Raw genomic sequence first — 25686 nt, 5'->3', positions numbered from 1 at the left:
GGCTCCCTTTAACGGTACGGTTCAAACGCGGGTGGACAGGGTTTTGCCGAACACGGCGGCCACCTCGCCCAGACGGGCGGCCAGCTTGTCGAACTGATCGGGGGTCAGGGACTGGGCGCCGTCCGACAGGGCGTGGGGCGGGTCGTTGTGCACCTCGATGATCAGGCCGTCGGCGCCGGCGGCCACGGCGGCCAGTGCCAAGGGTTCCACCAGGGAGCTGACCCCTGCGGCGTGGGAGGGATCCACCACCACCGGCAGGTGGGACAGCTTTTTGAGCAGGGGGATGGCGGAAATGTCCAGGGTGTTGCGGGTCATGGTTTCGAAGGTGCGGATGCCGCGCTCGCAGAGGATGACCTTCTCGTTGCCCGCGGCCATGATGTATTCGGCGCTCATGAGCAGCTCTTCGATGGTGTTGGCCAGGCCCCGCTTGAGCAGGATGGGCTTGTCGCATTTGCCCAGCTCCTTGAGCAGCTCGAAGTTCTGCATATTGCGGGCGCCGACCTGGATGATGTCCACATCCTCAAACAGCACCATATGGGCGGCGGACATGATTTCGGTGACGATGGGCAGGCCGGTTTCCCGGCGGGCATGGCGCAGCAGCTCAAGGCCCTCGGCCCGCAGGCCCTGGAAGGCGTAGGGGGAAGTGCGCGGCTTGAACGCGCCGCCCCGCAGGAAGGCCGCACCCGCCGCCTTGACGCGGGCGGCCACCTCGCTTATCTGCTCCTCGCATTCCACGGAGCAGGGGCCGGCAATGAGACCCAGCTTGCCGCCGCCGATAACCGATCCGCCCCCGAGATCGATGACGGTGTCGTCCGGGTGGAACTTGCGGTTGGCCTTTTTATAGGGCTCCTGGACGCGGCGGACGCTCTGAACAATATCCTGGGCGGCGATGGAGTCCATATCCACCGCGGCGGTGTCGCCCAGCAGGCCCAGGACGGTGGAATGCTCGCCGTACCAGGCGTTGACGGTGACGCTGTTGGTTTTGGCCAGGTGGTTGGAGAAATCCTCCACCTGGTCGCGGGTGACGCCGGGTTTTAAGACGATGATCATAAGAATTGCCTGCTTTCTATAAAATTTGATATAAAAAAGGTGGAGCCCATTTCCATGAGCTCCACCTGAATATCCAACTGCACGGGAGAATTTTGACGGCAAAAGCCGCCGGCTCACGGAGTGCCCGTATTCGATTTTTCCCAGCAAAAATAGCCCCAGCCAAAAAAGCTGAAGCGATAGCCGGTGTTAAATCGATTGTGGGCGGCGGTTCGGTTCATGGGTTCCTCCAAGATGTGACGTTAATTTTATGATAGCCGCTCCCGGCGGGTTTGTCAAGGCAGTGGGAAAAATTTTACGGTTTTTTCTCTGTGAGGATTTCCGCCGTGGCAACCAGCAGGCTCTCCAGATATTTCCGGTCTTCGGGTTTCGCCTCCAAAATCGCCCTGGAAATATTGTCGGCGGTAACGGCTTCCCTGCCGAACAGGAGGTAATCGGCGGAAACATGCAGGGCTTTGCATAATCCATATAGCGTAACAGTAGTCATATTTTTACGCCCGTGTTCTATGTCAGCGAGAAAGGACAAAGAAATATCCGCTTCTTCGGCCAATTTTTCACGGGATAGCTTTAGAAGAGTCCTGTTGTTGCGCACACGTAAACCGATTTCCGCAGCCAAATCCAGCGATTCGCTCATATGACCACCTCCTAACACTATAGTATTTTACATATTACTATTGATTATTAAAATCAGCAGTTGTAATATGTATATAGCTATAGAAATGGTTTAGAGGTGGAAAATATGAAATGTGAAAATTTCTTTTGTGTGTATTGGGAAGCGGGGACTTGTTGGTTGGATGAAATTGAGGTGGATGAGCTGGGTCGGTGCTTTAGCTGCATATTGGTGAATATTCCGCCCGAGGTGGTCGAGGAGGAGCGCCGGAAGATGCGGGTACGGTATGAATGATGGAGCACGGCACAGGCGTAAAAGAAATGCGGGGGCATGAAATATCATGCCCCCCAGAATTTATTTACAGCAAGGCCTGGATCGTTTTGGCCACCGCGAGAGGGGGCTGTTCCCCGTCTACAGTATACTGCGCCGCCGCCCGGTACAGCGGCAGGCGGGCGGCGAACAGCTCCCGCACGGCGGTTTCCTTATCCTCCCGGGCGAGCAGCGGCCGGGAGGTATCCCCCTTCAGGCGGGTCAGCACCGTCTCCGGCTTCACCTCCAGCAGCACGATGACGCAGGAGGGGCGCAGGGCCTCCACGTTGGCGGCAAAGGTCAGCGCGCCGCCGCCCGCGGCGATCACCAGGCCGGTCTGCCCGGCCAGGGCGCGGCAGGTCTCCCGTTCCCGGCGGCGGAAGTCGTCCTCGCCGTATTGCCGGAAAATCTCCGACACGGCCATGCCGGCTTGCTGCTCGATATACTCGTCCATATCCACGAAACGGCGGCCGGACAGGGCGGCCAGCTGCCGGCCCACGGTGGTTTTGCCGCAGCCCATGAAGCCGCAGAGCACCACGTTACGCATGGGTATCCATCCTTTACTGACGAAAATGTTGGTTCATATAGACGTTGGCGTCGGCGATGATGGAGGCGACGGCCTCCGCTTGGAAGTCCGCTCCGTACCAGCAGGTATGGGCGACGGCGGCCTGCCAGACCAGCATGGGCATGCCCCCCACGGTGCGGGCCCCCGCCGCGCGGGCGGCGGAGAGCAGGCGGGTTTCCTCGGGATTGTATACCGCGTCGAACACGGCGGCGCAGCGGGCCAGGACGCCGGGATCCACCGGCGACGCGTCGCAGCGGGGATACATCCCCACGGGGGTGGCGTTTATCAGCAGGTCAAAATCCCCGGACAGACGGGACAGCTCCACCGTCTCGAACGCCGCGCCGGGCACGAGGGACAGCACGTAATCCTTCAGCGCGCGGGAGGCCTCAAAGTCCTCCGGGCGCACGGCGTTGATCAGCCGGCAGCCGGCCAGGGCGGCTTCGCAGGCGAAGGTGCGCCCTACGCCGCCGCAGCCAAGCAGCGCCACCCGGCCGGCGAGGGACACCCCCCCGGCCTTCAGCGCGCAGAGGAACCCGTCAGCGTCGGTGTTGTAGCCCACGGCGCCACTTTCGGTCACGGCGATGGTGTTCACCGACCGGTACAGCTTCGCCCGGCCCTCCAGCCGATCCAGCAGGGGGATGACCGCCTGCTTGTGCGGGATGGTCACGTTGAGGCCCTGCACCTGGGGAAGCATCTCCCGCAGGGCGGCGGACAGCTGCTCGGGAGGGATGTCCCGGGCTTCATAGGCGGCCGGCCGGCCGGAGAGGGCGAACAGGCGGCTGTGGATAAAGGGGGACATGCTGTGGCCCAGGGGATGGCCGATGACAAAATATGACGGGATATGAGCCATTGCGAAACCAACCTTTCGGGCGGGCGGAGCGCCCCGCCGATAAATTTAAAAGAATTCAAAAGAAATGGAAAAAGGTGATTGACAAATCCAAGGATAACGCATAATATTTTGGGTGTAGTGGTTTTGTGCCGAGACGAGGCGATGGCCTGCTGTCTGTGCCTTCTACTATAGCACAAAGCCCCTCCCGCGCGCAATGCCTTCCCGAACGACGAGGGGAAGACGAAGGACAGCGGCCGACATTATCGATTTTTGGAAGGATGAACGGTATGGTACTGGAAAAAGTGAAAATGATTCTCAGCAACCAGTTTGACGTGGAGGAGGACAGCATCACGCCCGAAACCAATATCGCGGACGATCTGGGCGCCGACTCCCTGGACGTGGTGGATATGCTGATGTCGCTCGAGGATGAATTCGACGTAGAAATCCCCGACGACGAGATCGAGAAAATCCGTACCGTGGGCGATTTGGTCACCTATATCGAGGAGAATATGTAGTATCCGGTTGTCTGTATCCGAAATAAGAAGCCGCGTCCGGGGCATCCGTCTGCCCGGCGCGGCTTTTTTCTCAGGCGGTGAAGGCGGATTGGACAATGTCGATGGTGGGGATAGTGGCGGGAAATTTCCAGAATGCTGCAAGGAGGGGGCCGGATGCGGCGGACAATTGAGACACCGGGAGGGCCGCTGTCCTACGAACTGACCCGCAAGGCGGTGAAAAATCTGAATTTCCGGCTGCTGCCGGGCGGGGAGCTGGCGGTTTCCGCCCCCCGCCGCGTTTTGCCCGAACAGGTGGACGCGCTGGTGAGACAGAAGGCGGACTGGGTGGAGCAGGCCCGCCGCAGGCAGGAAACCCGCCGCACCGCGGCCGACAGCCAGGGCGTCTGGCTGCTGGGGGAAAGGCTACGGCTGACGGCGGTTCCGGGCGAGCGGGACGGGTTTGCAGCTGGGGACGGGATGCTAATCCTGACCCTGCGGCCAGGCGACGACCAGGAGGAGAGGCGGCTCGCGCTGGTCAAGGCCTTTCTGGAGCAGGAGGGGCGGGAGGTGCTTCCCGCGTCGCTTTGCCGGATGCACCGGCTGGTGGAGCCGCTGGGGGTTCCCTTTCCAAAGATGACCACCCGATGGGCGGTGGCCCGCTGGGGAAGCTGCGCGCATCGGGAGGGGCGGATTTCCATCAATAAGGCGCTTGTCTGCGTCCCGCCGTCCTGCGTGGATTATGTGATGCTGCATGAGCTGGTGCATTTTCTCCACCCCGATCATTCGCCGGCCTTTCATGCCCGGATGGCGGCGCTGCTTCCCGATTGCCGGGAGCGGGAGGCCGTCCTCCGCCGGTTTTCGCCCCGGCTCGCGCTTGAATAACCGGCGAGAATGCGGTATACTGAAAAATACGGGCTCGGCGGTGGTCGACCTGCCGCCGCGTGGTTCTATTAATAATAGGTAATATAACCGGGTGTTTTCGGCCCGGACGGAGTGAAAAAACGAGATGAACATCCTGTTTGTATGCACCGGCAACACCTGCCGCAGCCCCATGGCCGCCGCGCTGATGAAGCGGCGGATGGAGCGGGAGGGCATTCCCGGTAAGGCGGAGAGTGCCGGACTGGCGGCCAGCTGCGAGCCGGCGTCCCAGCTGGCCGTGACAGTCATGCGGGAATGGGACATCGATTTGAGGGGACACCGCTCCCGGCCGGTAACCGCCATGCTGTGCGAGGCGGCGGATTTGGTGGCGGTGATGTCTTTGCGGCACCGGCTGGCCCTGACGGCCATGGGGGTGGATCCGCAAAAGATTGTGGTGTTGGGGGAGGAATCCGGTGGGATTCCCGATCCCTACGGCGGGGATGCCGCCGACTACCGGCAATGCCGCGACGCGCTGGAGCGGGCGGTGGCGGCAATACAGCCGGTTTTCTGACAAGAAAAAAGACCTGAGGAGTTTTTGGGACGGGGGGAGTTGCCCCCGCAAGGAAAGGAAGAGCTATGGACGAGCACCGATCAAAGCCTCCGGCGGGGATGATGATCACCCCCATGCACGCGGATCACCTGGACAGCCTGGCGGATTTGGAAAGCCTGGCGTTTTCCATCCCCTGGTCCTATGACGCGCTGGCGGAGGAGCTGCAGAACCCGCTGGCCGTGTTTTACGTGGCGGAGGATGTGGACGCCGAGAGCGCGGTGGGCTATGTGGGCATGCACCACATCCTGGACGAGGGCTTCATCACCAACGTGGTGGTGCATCCGGCTTACCGCCGCCAGGGGATCGCCACGGCCCTGTTGGCCGAGCTGGAGGCGTATGGCAAGGCCCACGATCTGACCAGGATCACGCTGGAGGTGCGGGCCTCCAACCAAAAGGCCATCGCTCTGTATGAGCAAATGGGGTACGAAAAGGAAGGGGTGCGTCCCGGATTTTACGACTCTCCTAAAGAGGATGCGCTTATCTATTCCCTGTATCTGTAGCCTAGTTGGCGGGGGGCCGCGCCACCCCAGCACTGGCTTTCATCATCGCTTATCTAGAAGGAGACACGGCCTCATGCGAGTATTAGGAATCGAATCCTCCTGCGACGAAACGGCGGCGGCGGTGGTGGTGGACGGACGGACGGTGCTGTCCAACGTCGTCGCCTCCCAGGTGGAGGAACATAAGCTGTATGGCGGGGTGGTGCCGGAAATCGCCAGCCGCCGCCACGCGGAGGCCATCAGCGGGGTGGTTCGCCAGGCGCTGGACGAGGCGGGAACGGCTCTCGCGGATATCGACGCCGTGGCGGTCACCCACGCGCCGGGACTCATCGGCGCGCTGCTGGTCGGGGTGAATTTCGCCAAGGGGCTGGCCTTGTCGGCACACAAGCCCCTGGTGCCGGTGCATCATCTCCGTTCTCACATCGCGGCCAACTATCTGGCCCATCCGGACTTGCATCCGCCCTTCCTGTGCCTGGTGGTGTCGGGGGGGCACAGCCATATCGTGCAGGTGGAGGACTACACCCGCTTTTCCGTGCTGGGGCGTACCCGGGACGACGCGGCGGGGGAGTGCTTCGACAAGGCGGCCCGGGCCATGGGGATGCCGTATCCCGGCGGTATCCATCTGGACAAGCTGGCCCCCTCGGGAAACCCCGACGCCTATGCGCTGCCCCATCCGCGGGTAGAGGGAAGCGCCTACGACTTCAGCTTTTCGGGGTTGAAAACGGCGGTGCTCAACCTGCTGCACAACGCGCGGCAGAAGGGGGAAGAGGTAAACCGGGTGGATTTGGCGGCCTCTTTCCAGAAAACGGTGGTGGAGCTGTTGGCCGGGAACCTGCTGCGGGCCGCCGCCGACACCAGGGCGCACACCATTGTGCTGGCCGGAGGAGTATCCGCCAACTCGGGACTGCGCCGCCGGATGGAGGCCGACTGCGCCCGGCTGGGATACCGGCTGTACGCGCCGCCGCTGCCGCTGTGCGGGGACAACGCCGCCATGGTGGGGGCCCAGGGTTATTACGAATATCAGTCCGGGCATTTGGCAGGAATGGATTTGAATGCTTGCGCCACGATGCCCATCGAAGGGGATACTGTCCGTATGCAGGGGTAGGTTTTGCAGGATACGCCGACCAAATATGCAAACTTACTGACCGAACGTTAAAATATTATCAATTTATTCACAATTCATCTATTGCGCTTCTCCATCGGCATAGGCTATAATAGGAGGCGTTAACAGAAATTCACCGATATGGATTGAAAGGGGATTGGCACATGACCAACAACAAGACTGTTCTCGATTGGATCGAGAAAATGGTCCAGCTGGTAAAACCGGATAAAGTCGTTTGGATCGACGGCTCCGAGGAGCAGCTGGAGGCCCTGCGCGCCGAGGCCTGCGCCTCTGGCGAAATGATTAAGCTTAACGAGGAGAAGCTGCCCGGCTGCTACCTGCACCGCACCGCCGTCAACGACGTGGCCCGCGTGGAGCACCGCACCTTCATCTGCTGCGACAAGGAAGAGGACGCCGGCCCCACCAACCATTGGATGGCCCCGGACAAGGCGTATGAGATGCTGTACGACATCGCCCGGGACAGCTACAAGGGCCGTACCATGTACGTGATTCCGTATTCCATGGGCCCCATCGGCTCCCCTCTGGCCAAGGTGGGCATCGAGCTGACCGACTCCATCTACGTGGTGCTGAACATGGCCATCATGGCGCGCGTGGGCCAGAAGGTCCTGGACGTGCTGGGCGACAGCAACGACTGGGTGCGCGGCCTGCACTGCAAATGCGATATCGACGAGGAGAAGCGGTACATCTGCCACTTCCCGCAGGATAACACCATCATCTCCGTCAACTCCGGCTACGGCGGGAATGTGCTGCTGGGCAAAAAATGCTTTGCGCTGCGCATCGCGTCCAACCAGGGCCGCAACGAGGGCTGGATGGCTGAGCACATGCTGATCCTGGGCCTGGAGAACCCACAGGGCGAGGTCAAGTACATCGCGGCGGCGTTCCCGTCCGCCTGCGGCAAGACCAACCTGGCCATGCTGATTCCGCCCAAGGCGTATCAGGAGAAGGGTTACAAGGTGTGGTGTGTGGGCGACGATATCGCCTGGATGCGTCAGGGCCCCGATGGCCGCCTGTGGGCCATCAACCCGGAGAACGGCTTCTTCGGCGTGGCGCCCGGCACCAATGCGAAATCCAACCCCAACGCGCTGGCTTCCACCCGGCAGGGTACCATCTTCACCAACGTGGTGCACAACCTGGACGACAACACCGTGTGGTGGGAAGGCCTGGATAAGAACCCGCCCACGAACGCGCTGAACTGGAAGGGCGAGAAGTGGGACTGCACCGACGGTTCCAAGGGAGCGCATCCCAACTCCCGTTTCACCGCCCCGGCGGAGAACTGCCCCTGCATCTCTTCGGAATTCAACTCCACCACCGGCGTGCCGATTTCCGCCATCGTGTTCGGCGGCCGCCGCGCCAAGACCGCTCCCCTGGTGTACCAGTCCCGCGACTGGGATAACGGCGTGTTCGTAGGCTCCATCATGGCCTCCGAGACCACCGCGGCCGCCACCGGCGCCGTGGGCGTTGTCCGCCGCGATCCCATGGCGATGCTGCCCTTCTGCGGCTACAACATGGCCGATTACTGGGAGCACTGGTTCGAGATGGGCGAGAAGCTGGGCGACAAAGCGCCGAAAATCTTCAATGTCAACTGGTTCCGCACCGACGACGAGGGCAACTTCATCTGGCCGGGCTTCGGCGATAACCTGCGCGTGCTGGAGTGGATCATCAAGCGCTGCGAGGGCAAGGCCGACGCGGAGGAAACCCCCATCGGTTTCGTGCCCAAGGCCGAGGACATCAATCTGGAAGGCCTGGATTTCGACCTGGAGACCCTCAAGGGCATCCTGCAGGTGGATCCCAGCCTGTGGACCAGCGAGCTGGACGGCATCAAGGAGTTCTACGCCCAGTTCGGCGACAAGCTCCCCGCCAAGCTGCGGGAAGAGCTGGACGGCCTGGCCGCCCGCCTGAAATAAGTTCCGATAAAAAGCGTCCGCTGGCAGCAGCGGACGCTTTTTTCTGGATAAAGGGAGCGCGCAAACCGGAACGAGAGGTTTTCCAAAAATCCTCTGGACGAATGAGGCATTTTTCCCCTTGTTATCCGGGACGTAACCTGTCATAATAAGCACAGGTTACGATAAAGGATGGTTGGCATGTATTTTCAATCACGGGACGAGCGGTACCGCTCGCCTTTTGGGGCCGTTCCGGAGGGGACGGCCATATATCTGCGGGTCAGGCTGCCTCGGGCGTGGCAGTGCTCGGGGTGCCGGCTGGTCACCGCCCTGGACGGGGGTCTCGACCGGCGGGCGGACATGTTCTGGGCCGGCATGGACGGAGATGATCAGGAATGGTGGGACTGCCACTACACGCCCGCCGTGCCCGGCCTGTACTGGTACGGCTTTGAAATGACGCTGGCCGACGGGGCGGCATATCTCGTCCGGCGGCCCGACGGCAGCGCCGACATGGTGCGGACGCCCGGCGGCGCGCGTTGGCAGCTGACCTGCTATGAAGCGGGATTTTCCACCCCCGATTGGCTGGCGGGTGGGGTGATGTATCAGATTTTCCCCGATCGGTTCGCCAGGTCAGAGGAGCCGAAGGCCGGCGTGCCGACCGACAGGGTGCTGCGCGGCGATTGGGGCGGACAGCCGGAATGGCGGCCCGACGCCACAGGCACGATCCGCAACAATGACTATTTCGGCGGGGATTTGAAAGGCATCGAGCAGCGGCTCGACCGGCTGGCGGAGCTGGGCGTTACCTGCCTGTATCTCAACCCGATTTTTGAGGCGCATTCCAATCATCGGTACGATACCGCCGACTACACGGCGGTGGATCCCCTGCTGGGCACGGCCGAGGACTTTGAGGCGCTGACCAAAACGGCCGCCCGTCTCGGTATTCGGGTGCTGCTGGACGGTGTGTTCAGCCACACCGGCGCAGACAGCCGGTATTTCAACAAAGAGCGCCGGTACCCGGAGGAAGGGGCGTTCAATTCCCTGTCCTCCCCCTATGCGAGCTGGTATCGGTTCAAGAACTGGCCCCATGAGTACGGCGGGTGGTGGGGATTCCCTACGCTGCCCGAGGTGGACGAGATGGCGCCAGCCTTCTTCAGCTACATCAACGGGGCGGACGGGATTGTCCGCCGGTGGCTGGCCGAGGGGGCGGCCGGCTGGCGGCTGGATGTGGCCGATGAGCTGCCGGACGAATTTCTCGACGCGCTGCGCCGGGCGGCCAAGGCCGAGAAGCCCGACGCGCTGGTGCTGGGCGAAGTCTGGGAGGACGCCAGCAACAAGCAGAGCTACGGCCACCGCCGTCGGTATCTTCTGGGGCGGCAGCTGGACAGCGTGATGAATTATCCTTTCCGGGACGCGGTGCTGGGCTTTTTGACCGGCTGCCGGGCGACGGATTTTTTCAACAAAATCCTGGATGTGGTGGAAAACTATCCGCCGCAGGTGCTGCGGCTGCTGATGAACATCATCGGCACCCACGACACCGAACGGGCGCTGACCGTTCTGGCGGGAGAGCCGGTGAACGGCTGGGGCCGGGAGTGGCAGGCCTCCCGCAGCCTGTCGGTGGAGCAGCGGAAAACGGGACTGCGCCGGATGCGGCTGGCCGCCGCGCTGCAGTATTGTCTGCCCGGCGTGCCCTGTGTGTATTATGGGGATGAAGCGGGGATGGAGGGGTACAAGGATCCCTTCAATCGGGGCTGTTATCCCTGGGGCCAGGAGGATACGGGCCTGCTTAACTGGTATCGAAAGCTGGGGCAGCTGCGCAAAATCTGTCCGGCGCTGCGGGAGGGGCGGTTCCATCCCCTTCCAGCCGGGGATGAGGTGGTCGCTTTCCTGCGGCAGGACGGCGGCAGTTCCCTGCTTTGCGCGGTCAACCGCGCGGGGGCGGAGAGGACGGTGGCGCTGCCCGAGGAATGGCGGGGCCGGACGGTGAACCTGGGCGGCGGCTGGATCGCGGAGGACACGCTGCATCTGCCGTCGGAGGACTGCGCTATCTGCATACGGGATACCGAGCGGGAATGAGTGAGATTGGCATTTCCTGACGGCGTCAACCAATTCCTTTATAAGCTAAAAACCACTTACGGGGCATGAGGCGTGGCCCGTAAGTGGTTTTTCTAAGTTTAGCGGTATGATATTTCAGCTGCAGAAAACGTGCTTGCCGATAGTGGCGATGACAGGACGGGATCGGATCCATTTGTTGGTGGCTGTTTTGGGGTTGTAGTAGTAGATGGCGCCACCGGAGGGATCCCAACCGTTGAGGGCGTCCTGCGCCGCGCGGTAGCTGCTTTCTGCCACCGGCTGATCGAACTGGCCGTCATACAGGCAGGAGAAGGCGCCCTTTTGATAAATCACGCCCGAAATGGTGTCGGGAAACGAGGGGTGCTGCACCCGGTTGAGCACCACGGCGCCCACCGCCACCTGGCCGGTGTAGCTCTCACCGCGGGATTCTGCGGAGATTAGGCGGGCCAGCAGGTTGTAGTCGCTTTGGGTATAGCCGCCGCCTCCGCCGCCAGAAGAACCGCCGCTGCCGCCCGAGCTGAAAATACCCATGGCTTTCAGAGTGGCCGGCCCGGCAATGCCGTCCGGCGTCAGACCGTTCTTTTTTTGGAAGCGGATAACCGCTTCCTTGGTTTGCTTGCCGTAAATACCGTCCACCTTGCCGGGATTATATCCCCAGTTGTTCAGCTTGGTTTGTATTTGGCGCACCTCTTCGCCGCGGGAGCCTTCCTTGGATAATACGTCCACTGTCTGCCCGGACGACAAAAGGCCGAGGCAGAAAAAAGCCGTGATAAGCAAAGCGGCCAGCCGCCACAGGGTCGTGCGCATCCCTGTGATGCGGGCCATATGAATCCGATCCATACTGCATGTCCTCCCCAACTTGGAAATCTACCCATAGTCTGGCAGAATTGACGCGCAATATGCCGCCTGGAAACGCCTGGAGGAAATTTCCAGTAAAAACAGTCGAAAAGTGTCGTCTTTTTGGGAAAATCCGCACTTTTCGAAAAAAGGCAAAAAAAGATTAAAAAAGTAGTTGACAAAGGAGGAGAGGGATGGTATTATAGTCAAGCGCTCTCGAGCGGGGGAACCCGCGGGAGGCCAAAAACCCAGGAAAATCAAGGGTTGAGAGGCTCTGATGGGAATGGGCTGGGAATGAAATGCATAAAGCAGGGAAACATTGGCAACAATGAAACCGCGGATATGCAGGAGAGTTCCAAGGCCGTAGAGTGGGGACCTTGAAAATTAAACAACGTAAACGGAAAGAACCAAAACTACCCGTTAATTAAAGGCACACCGGGCCTAAACCGGTGCGAGCAGCAGAGAGGCTGCGAATGAGCTAGAAGCTCTAAAGACGATATAGACCGCTTCGGCGGATATATACCATATTTAGAGAGTTTGATCCTGGCTCAGGACGAACGCTGGCGGCATGCCTAACACATGCAAGTCGAACGGGGATACGAGAGCTTGCTTTTGTATCTTAGTGGCGGACGGGCGAGTAACGCGTGAGCAACCTGCCCTTCAGTGGGGAATAACGTCTGGAAACGGACGCTAATACCGCATAACACAACGGAGCCGCATGACTTTGTTGTCAAAGGATTTATTCGCTGAAGGATGGGCTCGCGTCCGATTAGCTAGATGGTGGGGTAAAGGCTCACCATGGCGACGATCGGTAGCCGAACTGAGAGGTTGATCGGCCGCATTGGGACTGAGACACGGCCCAGACTCCTACGGGAGGCAGCAGTGGGGGATATTGCACAATGGGGGAAACCCTGATGCAGCAATGCCGCGTGAGGGAAGAAGGTCTTCGGATTGTAAACCTAAGTAGCCAGGGACGATAATGACGGTACCTGGAGAGTAAGCTCCGGCTAACTACGTGCCAGCAGCCGCGGTAATACGTAGGGAGCGAGCGTTGTCCGGATTTACTGGGTGTAAAGGGTGCGTAGGCGGGATGGCAAGTCAGATGTGAAATACCGGGGCTTAACCCCGGGGCTGCATTTGAAACTGTCGTTCTTGAGTGAAGTAGAGGCAGGCGGAATTCCTAGTGTAGCGGTGAAATGCGTAGATATTAGGAGGAACACCAGTGGCGAAGGCGGCCTGCTGGGCTTTAACTGACGCTGAGGCACGAAAGCATGGGGAGCAAACAGGATTAGATACCCTGGTAGTCCATGCCGTAAACGATGATTGCTAGGTGTGGGGGGACTGACCCCTTCCGTGCCGGAGTAAACACAATAAGCAATCCACCTGGGGAGTACGGCCGCAAGGCTGAAACTCAAAGGAATTGACGGGGGCCCGCACAAGCAGTGGAGTATGTGGTTTAATTCGAAGCAACGCGAAGAACCTTACCAGGTCTTGACATCCAACTAACGAGGCAGAGATGCGTTAGGTGCCCTTCGGGGAAAGTTGAGACAGGTGGTGCATGGTTGTCGTCAGCTCGTGTCGTGAGATGTTGGGTTAAGTCCCGCAACGAGCGCAACCCTTGTCATTAGTTGCTACGCGAGAGCACTCTAATGAGACTGCCGTTGACAAAACGGAGGAAGGTGGGGACGACGTCAAATCATCATGCCCCTTATGACCTGGGCTACACACGTACTACAATGGCCATTAACAGAGGGAAGCAAGACCGCGAGGTGGAGCAAAACCCCAAAAATGGTCCCAGTTCAGATTGTAGGCTGCAACTCGCCTATATGAAGTCGGAATTGCTAGTAATCGCGGATCAGCATGCCGCGGTGAATACGTTCCCGGGCCTTGTACACACCGCCCGTCACACCATGGGAGCCGGTAATACCCGAAGTCAGTAGTCCAACCGCAAGGAGGGCGCTGCCGAAGGTAGGATTGGCGACTGGGGTGAAGTCGTAACAAGGTAGCCGTATCGGAAGGTGCGGCTGGATCACCTCCTTTCTATGGAGAGAAGAAGAAGCAAGACTTCTTCGGAATCCAAGGTCAGGCGGAAGAAGCGCAAGCGGAAACCGCAAGGGTAGGATAGGAACGGACCGAATACGTTGTTTAATTTTGAGGGTCTCCAAGATGGGGCGGAACGGCTTAGGCCGTTTTGTTCTGTCCAGGAATCTTCAGAAGGTGGAAGCTGGAAGGCTCAACCGAGAGAGGCAAACCTGTAGGATATGGGGGTGTAGCTCAGCTGGGAGAGCACCTGCCTTGCAAGCAGGGGGTCGACAGTTCGATTCTGTTCATCTCCACCACCAGCTGCGCTGGAGGCAAGACGCGCTGAAGAGAGTACGAACGGCAAGTTGGCACTCGCGAAGCGAAGAGGACCGCGCAGCAACAGGTAGGCCGGGAATGGCAACTTGAAACGGCCACGGATATGGGCTCATAGCTCAGGTGGTTAGAGCGCACGCCTGATAAGCGTGAGGTCGATGGTTCGAGTCCATTTGAGCCCACCACGCCACGAAAGTGGCACAAAGAAAGGGAAGCGCAAGAGCGGCAAAGGACAGGAGAGCTGAGAGGCTCAAATGGACATGGCCATCTTGAGCCCACCAGCGGCTGGCGCCGCGGCAATTCGCGAACCAAGAGGGAAGGGACTGAAAAGTCAATACCTCGCGGAACGGAGAAAGCTGAAAAACCAAAAAGGACGCGATTGAGCGAAGCACAAACTAGCCGAGAAATACGCGGAGCGTATTTCCAGGACAAATTGTGCGAAGCCCAATTTGTCCGGTGTACCTTGAGAACTGAATAAAGAAAAGCAAGAAAGCAAAGTGAAGTAGAATTATGGGTAAGCTGTTTGCGAGAGCAAATGGCAGACTATGATTTTGCCAAGAAGAACCCAAGAATGATTCGAGCATGATTGGAGCAATGCGGACGACGCCCGTAGAGGTTAATCTAGAAATATGCGCAGCATATTTCCGGAACGAACCTCCGCGAAGCGTAGGTTCGTTCGGTCAAGCTAGAAAGAGCGCAAGGGGGATGCCTTGGCACTGGGAGCCGATGAAGGGCGTAGCGATCTACGAAAAGCCACGGTTAGCCGAAAGCAGGCGCCTGACCCGTGGATGCCCGAATGGGGAAACCCGGCCGGATAAGCCCGGTCACCATACACTGAATTCATAGGTGTATGGGGGGAACCGCCTGAACTGAAACATCTAAGTAGGGCGAGGAAAAGACATCAACAGAGATTCCCTGAGTAGTGGCGAGCGAAAGGGGAAGAGGCCAAACCGGAGGTAGCAATACCTCCGGGGTTCGGACAGCGATATGTAGGATGTAGTTTAGCCGAAGCGTATGGGAAGACGCACCATAGGGAGTGAGAGTCTCGTAGGCGAAAAGCGAAATCCGCTAGCTGAATCCAGAGTACCGCCGGACACGTGAAACCCGGTGGGAAGATGGGGGGACCACCCTCCAAGCCTAAATACTACCCAGTGACCGATAGCGAAGAGTACCGTGAGGGAAAGGTGAAAAGAACCCCGGGAGGGGAGTGAAATAGAACCTGAAACCTTGTGCTTACAAGCACCGAGAGCCCGTCAAGGGGTGATCGGGTACCTATTGTAGAATGGTCCGGCGAGTGAATGTAACTGGCAAGGTTAAGGGCTTCAAGCCCGGAGCCGCAGCGAAAGCAAGTCTGAATAGGGCGCATGAAGTCAGTTGTATTCGACCCGAAACCGTGTGACCTACCCATGTCCAGGTTGAAGTGGCGGTAAAACGCCATGGAGGACCGAACCGACTCCCGTTGAAATGGTAGCGGATGAGATGTGGGTAGCGGAGAAATTCCAATCGAACTCGGAGATAGCTGGTTCTCTCCGAAATAGCTTTAGGGCTAGCCTCGGTTTGAGATTACTGGAGGTAAAGCACTGAATGGGCTAGGGGCCGAGAGGTTACTGAACCCTATCAAACTCAGAATGCCAGATAATCATAACTGGGAGTCAGACAGTGTGAGATAAGTCTCATTGTCGAAAGGGAAAGAGCCCAGACCCACAGCTAAGGTCCCTAAACATGGTTAAGTGGAAAAGGATGTGGGGTTGCACAGACAACCAGGATGTTGGCTTAGAAGCAGCCACTCATTAAAAGAGTGCGTAATAGCTCACTGGTCGAGTGACCCTGCGCCGAAAATTTAACGGGGCTAAACCATGTACCGAAGCTTGGGATTCCGTATGCTGAACAATGCATACAGGTAAAGCGGAAGGAAATATAGCGACGGCGAAGCCGGCGCGAAATTCGTTCAGCTAAAGCGTGTGTGTGGTTGTTCAGCATACGGAATGGTAGGAGAGCGTCGTATGAGGGGTGAAGTCAGAGCGGAAGCGCTGGTGGACTTCATACGAGTGAGAATGCCGGAATGAGTAGCGAGAATTATGTGAGAATCATAATGGCCGAAAGTCTAAGGTTTTTGAAGGAAGGTTCGTCCGCTTCAAGATAGCCGGGAGCTAAGGCGAGGCCGAAAGGCGTAGTCGATGCACATACGGTTGATATTCCGTAGCCGTCCGAAGATTTAAGCAAGGGGACACTTTGAAAGCGCATGACCCGGGCGATGGTAGCCCCGGGCGAAAGGGACTGAAATTCAAGTAGGGAAGCATGCGTGGACGAAGGCGAGAAAAGCCTTGTGTATATCGAGGATGCCCGTACCGCAAACCGACACAGGTAGACAGGAAGAGGATTCTAAGGCCAACGGGAGAAGGGTAGTTAAGGAACTCGGCAAATTGACCCCGTAACTTCGGGAAAAGGGGTGCTCTGGAAACAGAGCCGCAGTGAATAGGCCCAGGCAACTGTTTAGCAAAAACACAGGTCTCTGCAAAATCGAAAGATGAAGTATAGGGGCTGACACCTGCCCAGTGCTGGAAGGTTAAGAGGAGGGGTGCAAGCTCCGAATCGAAGCCCCAGTGAACGGCGGCCGTAACTATAACGGTCCTAAGGTAGCGAAATTCCTTGTCGGGTAAGTTCCGACCCGCACGAATGGTGTAATGATCTGGGCACTGTCTCAACTACCCGCCCGGCGAAATTGTAGTACCGGTGAAGATGCCGGTTACCCGCGACAAGACGGAAAGACCCCATGGAGCTTCACTGCAGCTTAATATTGGGTTTCGATATTTTATGTACAGGATAGGCGGGAGACTAGGAAGCAGAGGCGCCAGCCTTTGTGGAGTCAACCTTGGGATACCGCTCTTAAAGTATTGGAATTCTAACCTGCGGCCATGAATCTGGCCGGGGGACATTGTTAGGCGGGCAGTTTGACTGGGGCGGTCGCCTCCAAAAGAGTAACGGAGGCGCTCAAAGGTTCGCTCAGCACGGACGGAAACCGTGCCTTAGAGTGTAAACGCATAAGCGAGCCTAACTGCGAGACCGACGGGTCGAGCAGTAACGAAAGTTGGAGTTAGTGATCCGGCGGTATGAGAGTGGAATTGCCGTCGCTCAACGGATAAAAGCTACCCTGGGGATAACAGGCTGATCTCCCCCAAGAGTCCACATCGACGGGGAGGTTTGGCACCTCGATGTCGGCTCATCACATCCTGGGGCTGTAGTAGGTCCCAAGGGTTCGGCTGTTCGCCGATTAAAGTGGTACGCGAGCTGGGTTCAGAACGTCGTGAGACAGTTCGGTCCCTATCTGTCGCGGGCGCAGGATATTTGAAGGGCTCTGTCCTTAGTACGAGAGGACCGGGATGGACGTACCTCTGGTGCACCAGTTGTCACGCCAGTGGCACAGCTGGGCAGCTAAGTACGGTGCGGATAAACGCTGAAAGCATCTAAGCGTGAAGCCGACCCTAAGATAAGATATCCCACTGAGTAATCAGGTAAGGTCCCAGGAAGACTACCTGGTAGATAGGCTGCATGTGTAAGAGCAGTGATGTTTTTAGCTTGGCAGTACTAATAGACCGAGGGCTTGACCTATGCACCAAGGGCGGAATTGTTCTTGGGTTTCTTGGAGAGTGGTTGTTTGATGTCCTCCCTCTCCTGCTTTCTCGCTCCCCTCTTTATTCAGTTCTCAGGGTATATCCAGAACCCCCCGCCGCTTTTCGCGGCGGGGGGTTTCTCATATACCTTAGCCTGGATGGCGGGGGTAGAGGGCTAAAGAAAGCGCTGTGTCAGCATTATCCGCGGATAAGGGGACGGGCCGGCGTTGACAAATGACCGGGATCCTGTCATACTGAGATTGTATAGGCAATAAGAGGGGGAAACGGGTTGAGCAAGGGCGGCGGACACAAGACCAGATGGACATTGACCGTGCTGGTCATAGCGGCCTTCGCCGCGCTGATCCTGGCGGTTCAATTTCTCAATACCGATTTGACCGTTCTGGCCGACACTTACCGGGACACTTGGGAAGTGATCCCCATCCTGTTGGGGGCCTATCTTCTCAAGGCCTGCACCGTGGTGATCGTGCCCCAGCCGCTTGTCTATCTGCTGACCGGGCTGATGTTTTCCCCGCTTATCGCCTTCCTGCTAACCATCGTGTTTCTTTCGCTGGAGTTCACGGCCGACTATGCGGTGGGCAAACGGTTCGGAAAACGCCTTATAGATAAATTATTTCGCTGGATTAAGGGCAAGAATAAATTTTTGGACAAGGTTTTGGATGATCGCTATCTCGATCGGTTCAGTTCCATCGCCCTGCTGCGGCTGATGCCCGGCATATCCACCGATTCCGTCAGTCTGCTAGCCGGGGCGAAGGGGCTGCATTTCGGCCGCTTCTTTTTGGGCTCCATGGTGGGCTGTATGCCCCAGGCGGTCACGGTGACCCTCATGGGCAGCGCGGCCACCGACCCGCTGTCTCCCGGCTTTTTGATTCCTTTGGCTGCCCTTGTGATCATTCTGGTGGCAACGCTGCTGATGAAAAAGCTGGTCGCCGCCAAGAGAAAGGACCCGTCCGCCGATGAGTAAAAAAAAGGAAAAGCAAAACACCACCCACGATCGCAACAGCGCGCTGACCACTTACATCCGCATCGGCATCATCGCCCTGGCCATTTTGCTGCAGCTGGGCATCATGATGTTTACCACCTATTTCCTGCGGGCCAACGCGGCGCCCCTCTATGTGGCGCTCGATATTTTGGCCATGGTGACGGTGTTCAGCCTGATTAACCGACACGACAGCTCCGCCTACCGGCTGGCCTGGATCGTGGTGGTGCTGATGACGCCGATCGTCGGCATGGCGCTTTACTGGCTGTGGGGCCGGGTGGACTTTAATAAAAAGGAAAAGGGCGCGCTGAACACGGCGTTTGAGAACGGCTTCATGAAGCTGCCGGCCAATAAGCCGCAGCTCAATCAGTTTACCGCCCGGTATCCCAACGACGCCCCCTATGTCCATTCTCTCGCCAAAGCCCAGTATCCGCTGTATACCGACACAGCCGCGCAGTATTTCCCCATCGGTGAGGAGTATTTCGAACGGCTCATCGGAGACATGGAACGGGCGGAACGGTTTATATTTATCGAATATTTCATCGTCGCTACCGGTCAATTGTGGAACCGGGTGCACGAGCTTCTGCTGCGGAAAATCCGACAGGGGGTAGAGGTGCGCCTTCTCTATGACGATGTGGGCTGCTTTTTCAAAATTCCGGACAAGTTCGATAAGAAGCTGGAGGCCGAGGGCTTCAAGGTGGCGGTGTTCAGCCCCGCCCACCGCTTTGTTTCCAGCTTTTATCTGAACTACCGCAACCATGAAAAAATCGTGGTGATCGATGGACAGGTGGGGTATGCCGGCGGCGTCAATCTGGCGGACGAATATGTCAATATCGACTCCAAGCTGGGGCACTGGAAGGATGTGGGTATCCGCCTGGAGGGCAGCGCGGTGCGCAGCCTGTCGGTGATTTTTTTCCAAATGTGGAATATTGCCACACGAAATCAAGAGGGCGATTACAGCGATTATCTTATTGAAAAACCGGTAGAAGCCAAGGGATATTTTCAGCCTTATGCCGACGGCCCGTATAACAATCCAAAGAATCCCGCGTTGGATCTCATCCGGCAGGCGGCGGGAGGCGCGCGGCAGTATCTGTGGCTGACCACCCCGTATTTGGTTATCGATCAGGAGCTCAGCTCCACCCTCTGCCTGGCGGCGCGGGGTGGCGTGGATGTGCGCATCTGCACCCCTGCCATCTGCGATCACTGGTATGTCGGGCTGGTCAACCGGCACAATTATCGGCATTTGGTGAAAAACGGGGTGCAGATTTACGAATATACCCCCGGTTTCATTCATGGCAAGCTGATGCTGTGGGACGATCGCTGTGCGACGGTCGGTTCGGTCAACCTGGATTTCCGCAGCCTGTTTCTCCACTATGAAAACGGGGTGCTCATCTGCGACGCGCCGGTGGTGGCCGACATCCGCCGGGATATCGAAAAGACGATGGAGGTTTCCCACCGGATCACGATGGACGATATTCAGAGCCGTCCCTGGTGGCAGAAGGTGCTGGCGCCCGTCTTCAATCTGTTCTCCCCCCTGATGTAAGGGATAAGGGCTGTTGCAAAAGGGATTTTCACCCCTTTCGCAACAGCCCCAATTTGTTCAGACGGTCAAAAAAGTCGACAAGCGGCTGGACGGGGACGCTGGATCGCGGCGGCCTTGTAGGGGCGAGCATCGCTCGCCCGTTTCCCAGGACGGCGGGGCCGTTTCGCGGGCGAGCACTGCTCGCCCCTACAACCTCTGTCCGAATGGGCGGGGGGCAAAAAGCAGCGCTTACCATAGCTTCATCCGCTATGGCAAGCGCTGCTTTTTCAAAATGAGTTTAGCAACAGCCCCTTTTTTATAGCCGATCCGGGAGATTGCGTATCGCCAGGCCCTGCCGGTGGGCGTAGCTCACCGTGTAGGCGGTGCCGCCGGCTTGCCGGGTCAGCCAGCTGACGCACCAGGAGCTTTCATCGACCAGACGGCGGTTGCGCTCCTGCATACAGCCGGGGCGGTAGCGGTCCGCGACGTAAGAAACCGCGTCGGCCTGGGCGAGAATATCCACATAAACCGCCGCGTCCTCCGGCGGCCAGCCCCGCGTTTGATCGCGGCAGGGCAGGATCAGGAGCAGCCGCAGGAAAGGACAGGCCGCGCGGGCCCGCAGAACGGACTGCGCGGCGAGCGTGTCAAAGCCCCGCGCGCCGCCGCAGGCGAAATCGACAATACCGCGACCGATCAGCTCGGCAACGGTGTCGTCGAGCAAGGAAGGGATAGCCGGCAGATGTTCCGCCGGCAGGTTCCGGTGGCCGGTAAAACAGCAGGTAAACGCTTTCATTATAACCCTCCTTATAAAATATATCGTATATTATATCACGCCTTGGGACAATATAAAATATATCTTACACAATATATTTTAGATATAGATACCCTGATATAAGATAAATCTTGTATGGGGTGACTAAGTTGGACACAAGGGAAGCCGTGGCGAATAGGATTCGGGAGCTTTGTAAAGACAGAGATTTAAAAATTAACGCATTAGCCAACGAAGCGGGCATGCCCCCCATGACCATTTATAGCATTTTGTATACTAGAAGTAAAAACCCCGGAATTGTTACGTTAAAAAAGATTTGTGATGCACTTGGAATTACGTTGGGCGAATTTTTCAGCACGAAGGAATTTGACGATTTGGAGCAGGAAATCCGATAAGCGGCCGCCCGGGCCGCCGCACATAATCCCTGAGGCAGGCACATAAGGTAATATAGGCCAAACTGCTGTCTGTCGGAGGGAGAAACGCCTTATGTGGCTGGATACGGGAATTGTCATTGCGTATATATTGCTGTTGGTGATCATGGGGCTGCGGGGAGGCCGCAACGTCAAAAACGCCGGGGATTTCACCGCTTCCGGCGGCCGGTACGGCACGCTGGTGATTTTCGCCACCCTGTCCGCCTCCTACGTGGGCGGGGGATACTCCTCCGGCAACGCCGCCCAGGCGTATACCAGCGGCATCGGCACCACCCTGACCCTGTTCGGGTTCAGCCTGTCCATGATCCTCATCGGGAAATACCTGGTGCCGGGCGTGGGCCGCTTTACCGGCGTTTCCACCGTCGGCGGCATCATTGGGGTAAGCTACGGCCGGTCGGCCCGGATTCTGGCGGGCCTGTTCTCCTTCATCTGCTGCGCCGGGGTGGTGGGCGCCCAGATGGAGTCCATGGGCATGGTGTTCCACGTGCTGCTGGGGGTGCCCGAATGGGCCGGTATCCTTATCGGCTGCGGGATTGTGCTGATTTACACCACCTTCGGGGGTATGCAGTCGGTGATTGTAGCCGACATCATTCAGTTCATCCTGCTGGCCGGCGGCATGCCCCTGCTGCTGATCATGGGGCTTCACCGGGCGGGCGGCGCCCAGGCGGTGCTGGACACCCTGCCTCGGGAATATTTCAACCCCTTCAACGGCACCACCTTTGCCGGGTTTCTCTCCATGTTTTTCACCATGATGTTCGGCGAGGCGCTGGCCCCGCCCTATACCCAGCGGCTGCTGATCGGCCGCAACCCCAAGGGCACCGCCCGGGGCACCGTCCTGAGCGGTCTGTTTTCCATCCCTTTTTTCATCGTCACCGGCATGATCGGATTCACCGCGTATGCCCTCGGAGTGGCCAAGGACGCCTCGTCGGCCATGCCCGATTTGGTACAGGCGGTGCTGCCCCTGGGGATCCGTGGGGTGGTGATGGCCGCCATGGTGTCCATCATCATGTCGGCGGCCGACGGCTTTCTCAACGGGGCGGCGGTGGGGCTGGTCAACGACATGATTCTGCCGCTGCGGCCCCATATGTCGGATAAAAGCCAGCTGCGCTGGCTGCGGGGGGTGAACTTCGCCACGGGGGCGGCGGCGGTTTTGGCCGCATTTGTCCTGCCCGATGTGTTCTCCATCCTGGTGTTGGCGTATTCCTTCTGGTGCCCCCTAATCCTGGTACCCCTGGCCGCCGCTTTCCTAGGGGTCAAGTCCAACGGCCGGGCGTTCCGCTATGCGCTGCTGGCGGGGCTGACGTCCACCCTCCTGTGGAACTATGTCCTGGGCAAGCCCTGGGGCGTGGACGGCACCATGGTGGGCATGCTCTGCAATTTCCTGGTCTTTACCGCATGCACCAAGGCCTATCAGCGCTATGACGTGCAAAAAATCCGCGTGTGGAAATAATGCCTTGAGTTTCCCCGCCAAACTTGGTATACTAACCGTAACCAGAGAAAGGGGCGGTGACAAGGGTGAAGGGTCTGAAAGGGGTTATATCCTGGCTATCGGCGTTCCTGTTCGCGGTGGCCGTCATCGCGGTGTACAAGACCTTTGATAACTTCGACAGCATCTGGGCCTTTGTCGGCACTATTCTCGACATTCTCAGTCCCTTTGTCACCGGGTTCGGTCTGGCCTTTCTGCTGTTCGCCCCCAGCCGCTTTCTCGAAAATAAACTCGCGGGCGCGCACAACCGTTTCCTCCGCAAGGGCGCCCGGCCCATCGCCATCGCGGTGGTGTATCTGGCCCTGCTGCTGATCGTCGCGGTGATTTTGATTTTTGCTCTGCCCGCCCTGGCCCGCGCCCTTATCGGCTTTTTGAAAACCCTGCCCGACTATTACAAAACCGCGATGGACTGGGTGGAACAATACACCCGCCCTGGCGGCGTTTTGGAAAATTTCGACGTGCCCGGCAAGCTGCAGGAGCTGTACGATAATGTGCTGTCCAAAATCAACATGGACACCATCACCGCCTCTCTTCAAGGGGTCGCCAACCTCACTTCCTCGCTGCTCAACGTGTTTATGGCCTTCATCATCTCGGTTTATATGCTGGCCAGCCGGGAGGCGCTGTTCCGCGCCCTGCGCGCCGTGTGCGGCCTGTTCATGAAGGACAAGTGGATGGACAACATCAGCCGGTATGGTCATAAGGCGGGGGAAATCTTTTATAAATACCTGTACAGCATTTTGATCGACTGCTGCGTCATGGGGGTCATCGTGTCCATCGGCCTGCTGATTTTCGGGGTGCCCAACGCCGTACTGCTGGGCATGATCGTGGGCTTCCTCAACATGATTCCTTATTTCGGCGCCCTGGCGGGCGGCGTGGGCTGTGTCGTCATTGCCCTGCTGTCGGGTAACATCTATACCGCCATTGGGGTAGGAGTGTATATCCTGGCCATGCAGCAGATTGACGGCAATGTGATCCAGCCCCGGATCGTGGGCGGGGGCGTCGGCATCAAGCCCATCTATGTGCTGCTGGCCATCACCATCGGCGGCGGGCTGTTCGGCTTCTGGGGCATCGTCCTGGGCGTCCCCTTTATGGCGGTGGCACTGATGCTCCTGCAGGACTTTATCGCCTACCGCAACAGCCTGAAGGTGGAACCGTCCGCCGCGAAAGCGACATCGGCCCCTGGGGACACAGGCGAGGAACCGTCCGCGGACGACAGCCGCAAAGAGAAATAAAACCGGGGCGGCGAATGCCGCCCCGGTTTTTAAAGAGGAGAGTGCGCGTATGCAGGTGCGTCCCTTTCTCCGGGGGATCCGGCTGGACAGGGAGTGGGTGCCGGATTTCGAAGAGTATCCTTTCTGCATCCCCGCTGTTCGCGCCCTCGAGGAATTGGCCTTTCATGAAGCGGTCACCTTTTTCGTAGGGGAAAACGGCACGGGGAAATCCACTTTGCTGGAGGCGATCGCCGTGGCCTGCGGGTTCTGCCCTGAGGGCGGCGGCCGCAATTTTCAGGTGGAAACCCGGGCCACTCACTCACCTTTGTGGCGGTATCTGCTTCCTCTGCGGGGGCCCTTATCCCCGCGGGACGGGTACTTCCTGCGGGCGGAGAGCTTTTACAACGTGGCCACCGCCATCGACGAGCTGGATCGCGTCCCGGCCCCCGCGCCGTTTATTCGGGACGCCTATGGCGGAAGCCCGCACGCCTGCTCTCATGGGGAGAGTTTTTTCGCCCTGCTGCACAACCGGCTGGGCGGAAATGGGCTGTATCTGTTCGACGAGCCGGAGGCCGCCCTGTCGCCCGCCCGGCAGCTGGCCATGCTGGCGGAAATGCGCCGGCTGGTTGAGGCCGGCAGCCAGCTCATCCTGTCCACCCATTCCCCCATCCTGCTGGCGTATCCGGACAGCCGCATTTACCAGCTGGACGGGACAGGGATCCGGCCGATCGCGTACGAGGAGGCCGAGGCCGTCCGGATCACCCGCGCGTTTCTGAACCGGCCGGAGCAGACGGTGCGGCAGCTTCTGCAAGCAGAAGAAAATCGGCCACCGTCCGGTGAATGATTCCGTCCGCCTTTTCCCAGTCCATGGCCCGGACGTTGAAGGCCTCCATCCGATCGTGGACATGCTTGGCGTCGCCGGCGATGGAGACCGCTTCGGCCAGCAGCTCCCGGGCCGCCCGCCGGTTGAAGGACAGAATCTGCCGCTTCTGGCGCAGCCGTTCGGCGTCGGTAAAGCGAGCGGCGTGGATCCGGCGGTAGACGGGGAAGTCCACCTTGTGGCACCCGCCGGAGGTGGTGAACCCGAGCCCCAAAGAGGGAATAAGCAGGTGCTCCAGCTTATCGTAGGGGGACAGGGGACAGGCGCAGGTGATGATCTCCAGGCCGGCGGCCAGCGCCCGTCCGCGCAGCTCGGCCAGCAGCAGGCGGGAGGCCGCGCCATACTCGTCCTCGATGGCGTAAATGCGGGAGCACAGGGTCTGCAGGGTTTGGTGGAAAATCACCGGCCCCTCCGGCGTGATGGCGGACAGGAACCGGCGCTTTTCTTTCCCGCGCCCGGGATGGAGCCCCGCGAATTCCCGATCCGCGATTCGCTCCGCCGTCCGGATGACCTTGGGCACGTCGGTGCAGTCCTGGGCGATACGGGTGCTGTCCCCCAGCAGGGACGCGGCCGCGCTCATGAATTTGCGGCAGCGGGCGTGCAGGACGGAACAGGCGTCGGTCGCCTCGATGATGTCCGCCGCCTGCCGGTGGAGCCGCTCGGCGTCCATGCAACAGCTTAAGTCGACGATCCGT

20 protein-coding genes, 2 tRNA genes and 2 rRNA genes are annotated in these 25686 nt (G+C 58.9%); 17 read left to right on the top strand and 7 right to left on the bottom strand.

The annotated features are described in order from the left end of the window. Positions 1 to 21: 21 nt before the first annotated feature. The 4 genes from aroF to ACSAMM_RS12755 form a co-directional block, all read right to left on the bottom strand. Complete coding sequence (aroF, locus tag ACSAMM_RS12770) at positions 22 to 1050, bottom strand: 3-deoxy-7-phosphoheptulonate synthase (RefSeq protein WP_457791716.1); 1029 nt, start codon at positions 1048 to 1050, stop codon at positions 22 to 24. 292 nt (positions 1051 to 1342) lie between these two features. Continuing rightward, entirely contained in the window at positions 1343 to 1681 is a 339-nt protein-coding gene (locus tag ACSAMM_RS12765; protein ID WP_178724717.1) for a helix-turn-helix domain-containing protein, read from the bottom strand. Positions 1682 to 2015: 334 nt separating this feature from the next. Then, a complete protein-coding gene (locus ACSAMM_RS12760; RefSeq protein ID WP_178724719.1) occupies positions 2016 to 2513 on the bottom strand; it encodes a shikimate kinase in 498 nt (165 codons plus the stop codon). A 13-nt stretch (positions 2514 to 2526) separates the two neighbouring features. Next, the gene (locus ACSAMM_RS12755) at positions 2527 to 3381 is read right to left on the bottom strand and encodes a shikimate dehydrogenase family protein (protein WP_457791715.1); all 855 of its coding nucleotides are present in this window, start codon (positions 3379 to 3381) and stop codon (positions 2527 to 2529) included. A gap of 266 nt (positions 3382 to 3647) precedes the next feature. Between ACSAMM_RS12755 and acpP the strand changes: the two genes are divergently transcribed. The 7 genes from acpP to ACSAMM_RS12720 all read left to right on the top strand — a co-directional run bounded on the left by acpP (position 3648) and on the right by ACSAMM_RS12720 (position 10895). Further along, positions 3648 to 3875 carry an acyl carrier protein gene (gene acpP, locus ACSAMM_RS12750; RefSeq protein ID WP_178724721.1) on the top strand — a complete coding sequence of 76 codons (228 nt, stop codon included), beginning with the start codon at positions 3648 to 3650 and terminating at the stop codon, positions 3873 to 3875. Between the two features lie 153 nt (positions 3876 to 4028). Further along, positions 4029 to 4736, top strand: a complete 708-nt coding sequence (locus ACSAMM_RS12745; protein WP_457791714.1) for a M48 family metallopeptidase — start codon at positions 4029 to 4031, stop codon at positions 4734 to 4736. Positions 4737 to 4860: 124 nt separating this feature from the next. Then, positions 4861 to 5283: an arsenate reductase/protein-tyrosine-phosphatase family protein gene (locus ACSAMM_RS12740; RefSeq protein WP_457791712.1), complete on the top strand. Its 423-nt coding sequence runs from the start codon at positions 4861 to 4863 to the stop codon at positions 5281 to 5283. 65 nt (positions 5284 to 5348) lie between these two features. Continuing rightward, positions 5349 to 5822 carry a ribosomal protein S18-alanine N-acetyltransferase gene (gene rimI / locus ACSAMM_RS12735; RefSeq protein WP_457791711.1) on the top strand — a complete coding sequence of 158 codons (474 nt, stop codon included), beginning with the start codon at positions 5349 to 5351 and terminating at the stop codon, positions 5820 to 5822. A 73-nt stretch (positions 5823 to 5895) separates the two neighbouring features. After that, a complete protein-coding gene (tsaD, locus tag ACSAMM_RS12730) occupies positions 5896 to 6924 on the top strand; it encodes a tRNA (adenosine(37)-N6)-threonylcarbamoyltransferase complex transferase subunit TsaD (protein WP_457791709.1) in 1029 nt (342 codons plus the stop codon). A gap of 161 nt (positions 6925 to 7085) precedes the next feature. Next, positions 7086 to 8846 carry a phosphoenolpyruvate carboxykinase (GTP) gene (locus ACSAMM_RS12725; RefSeq protein WP_178721689.1) on the top strand — a complete coding sequence of 587 codons (1761 nt, stop codon included), beginning with the start codon at positions 7086 to 7088 and terminating at the stop codon, positions 8844 to 8846. Positions 8847 to 9023: 177 nt separating this feature from the next. Next, a complete protein-coding gene (locus ACSAMM_RS12720; protein ID WP_457791708.1) occupies positions 9024 to 10895 on the top strand; it encodes a glycoside hydrolase family 13 protein in 1872 nt (623 codons plus the stop codon). Between the two features lie 114 nt (positions 10896 to 11009). Here ACSAMM_RS12720 and sleB read toward each other — a convergent pair whose 3' ends face one another. Next, positions 11010 to 11732, bottom strand: coding sequence for a spore cortex-lytic enzyme (gene sleB / locus ACSAMM_RS12715; protein WP_457791706.1), 723 nt, complete (start codon positions 11730 to 11732; stop codon positions 11010 to 11012). 522 nt (positions 11733 to 12254) lie between these two features. Here sleB and ACSAMM_RS12710 point away from each other — a divergent pair. The 6 genes from ACSAMM_RS12710 (at position 12255) to cls (ending at position 20235) form a co-directional block, all read left to right on the top strand. Then, positions 12255 to 13769, top strand: a 16S ribosomal RNA gene (locus ACSAMM_RS12710). 223 nt (positions 13770 to 13992) lie between these two features. After that, positions 13993 to 14068, top strand: a tRNA-Ala gene (locus tag ACSAMM_RS12705). Between the two features lie 124 nt (positions 14069 to 14192). After that, positions 14193 to 14269: transfer RNA gene (locus ACSAMM_RS12700), tRNA-Ile, on the top strand. A gap of 493 nt (positions 14270 to 14762) precedes the next feature. Then, positions 14763 to 17693, top strand: a 23S ribosomal RNA gene (locus ACSAMM_RS12695). The 16S and 23S rRNA genes sit together here with 2 tRNA genes alongside, the layout of an rRNA operon. 291 nt (positions 17694 to 17984) lie before the next feature. Further along, positions 17985 to 18677, top strand: coding sequence for a VTT domain-containing protein (locus ACSAMM_RS12690; protein ID WP_178722821.1), 693 nt, complete (start codon positions 17985 to 17987; stop codon positions 18675 to 18677). Then, positions 18670 to 20235, top strand: coding sequence for a cardiolipin synthase (gene cls / locus ACSAMM_RS12685; protein WP_178722819.1), 1566 nt, complete (start codon positions 18670 to 18672; stop codon positions 20233 to 20235). The genes ACSAMM_RS12690 and cls overlap by 8 nt, the downstream gene beginning before the upstream one ends. Positions 20236 to 20530: 295 nt before the next feature. Here cls and ACSAMM_RS12680 read toward each other — a convergent pair whose 3' ends face one another. Next, a complete protein-coding gene (locus ACSAMM_RS12680) occupies positions 20531 to 21007 on the bottom strand; it encodes an SLOG family protein (protein ID WP_457791705.1) in 477 nt (158 codons plus the stop codon). 119 nt (positions 21008 to 21126) lie between these two features. Here ACSAMM_RS12680 and ACSAMM_RS12675 point away from each other — a divergent pair, with 119 nt between their 5' ends. The 4 genes from ACSAMM_RS12675 to ACSAMM_RS12660 all read left to right on the top strand — a co-directional run bounded on the left by ACSAMM_RS12675 (position 21127) and on the right by ACSAMM_RS12660 (position 24955). Continuing rightward, positions 21127 to 21378, top strand: coding sequence for a helix-turn-helix domain-containing protein (locus ACSAMM_RS12675; protein WP_457791703.1), 252 nt, complete (start codon positions 21127 to 21129; stop codon positions 21376 to 21378). A gap of 91 nt (positions 21379 to 21469) precedes the next feature. Further along, positions 21470 to 22864 (top strand): sodium:solute symporter family protein, encoded by a 1395-nt coding sequence (locus ACSAMM_RS12670; protein ID WP_178722811.1) that lies wholly within the window; start codon positions 21470 to 21472, stop codon positions 22862 to 22864. 65 nt (positions 22865 to 22929) lie between these two features. Then, entirely contained in the window at positions 22930 to 24132 is a 1203-nt protein-coding gene (locus tag ACSAMM_RS12665; protein ID WP_457791701.1) for an AI-2E family transporter, read from the top strand. A 49-nt stretch (positions 24133 to 24181) separates the two neighbouring features. Next, a complete protein-coding gene (locus ACSAMM_RS12660; RefSeq protein WP_457791699.1) occupies positions 24182 to 24955 on the top strand; it encodes an AAA family ATPase in 774 nt (257 codons plus the stop codon). On the opposite strand, the gene ACSAMM_RS12655 is transcribed toward ACSAMM_RS12660, so the two are convergent. Next, positions 24870 to 25661 (bottom strand): hypothetical protein, encoded by a 792-nt coding sequence (locus ACSAMM_RS12655; protein ID WP_457791697.1) that lies wholly within the window; start codon positions 25659 to 25661, stop codon positions 24870 to 24872. The two genes, ACSAMM_RS12660 and ACSAMM_RS12655, sit on opposite strands and share 86 nt — an antisense overlap. Between the last annotated feature and the right edge of the window lie 25 nt (positions 25662 to 25686).

The sequence above is a fragment of the Anaeromassilibacillus sp. SJQ-5 genome, assembly GCF_054108045.1.
This window is presented reverse-complemented; position numbering and strand designations above follow the sequence as displayed.